This is a genomic window from Faecalibacillus sp. MSK20_93 (assembly GCF_020589945.1).
Taxonomy (GTDB): Bacteria; Bacillota_I; Bacilli_A; order Erysipelotrichales; family Coprobacillaceae; genus Faecalibacillus; species Faecalibacillus intestinalis.
Window position 1 is genome coordinate 1 of record NZ_JAJDKA010000155.1, and the last position, 645, is coordinate 645.

The 645-nt window shown below is 42.2% G+C and carries 1 protein-coding gene; it reads left to right on the forward strand.

All coding sequences use genetic code 11. The features are described from left to right. Positions 1-645 (forward strand): VaFE repeat-containing surface-anchored protein (locus LJD34_RS16865; protein ID WP_227360376.1); only part of this gene is annotated, 645 nt, incomplete at both ends.

Here is a 645-nt window from a genome sequence, read left to right on the forward strand (position 1 = left end):
CAAAACCGATTGATTTTACAATCACAGAAAATGGAAAAATCGTGGACTTAACCGATGAAACCCATTCTATCTACAATCAGATTAAGCGTGGGGATATTGAGGGCGTAAAAATCGGTGCAGGTACACACAAGCGTCTTGCTGATGTTCCTTTTAGGATCACAAGCAAGACAACGGGCGAAAATCATGTTGTGGTAACTGATGATAACGGGCAGTTTTCCACTTCTGCTGACTGGGCTTCTCATAAGCACAATACAAACGCAGGCAAGACCAGTGAGGACGGTGTGTGGTTTGGGACTTCTGAACCAGACGACAGCAAGGGGGCATTACCTTATGATACCTATATCATTGAAGAAATGCGTTGCGATAGTAACAAAGGCTTTGAACTTATCCCACCTTTTGAAATCGTGGTATCAAGAAATAACCTTGTGATTGATTTAGGAACGCTAACTGATGAATACGAAAAAGAAATCTCTATTCATACCACAGCGACCAGCAAAGACGGCGAAAAGACTATCCTTGCAGGAAAAGAGGTTACAATCGTTGATACTGTCAAATTAGACGGACTTACAAAAGGCACAAAGTATCAGTTGAAAGGCTGGCAGATGTTAAAGGAAGAAAACGCCGAGCTTATCATTGACGGGAAAC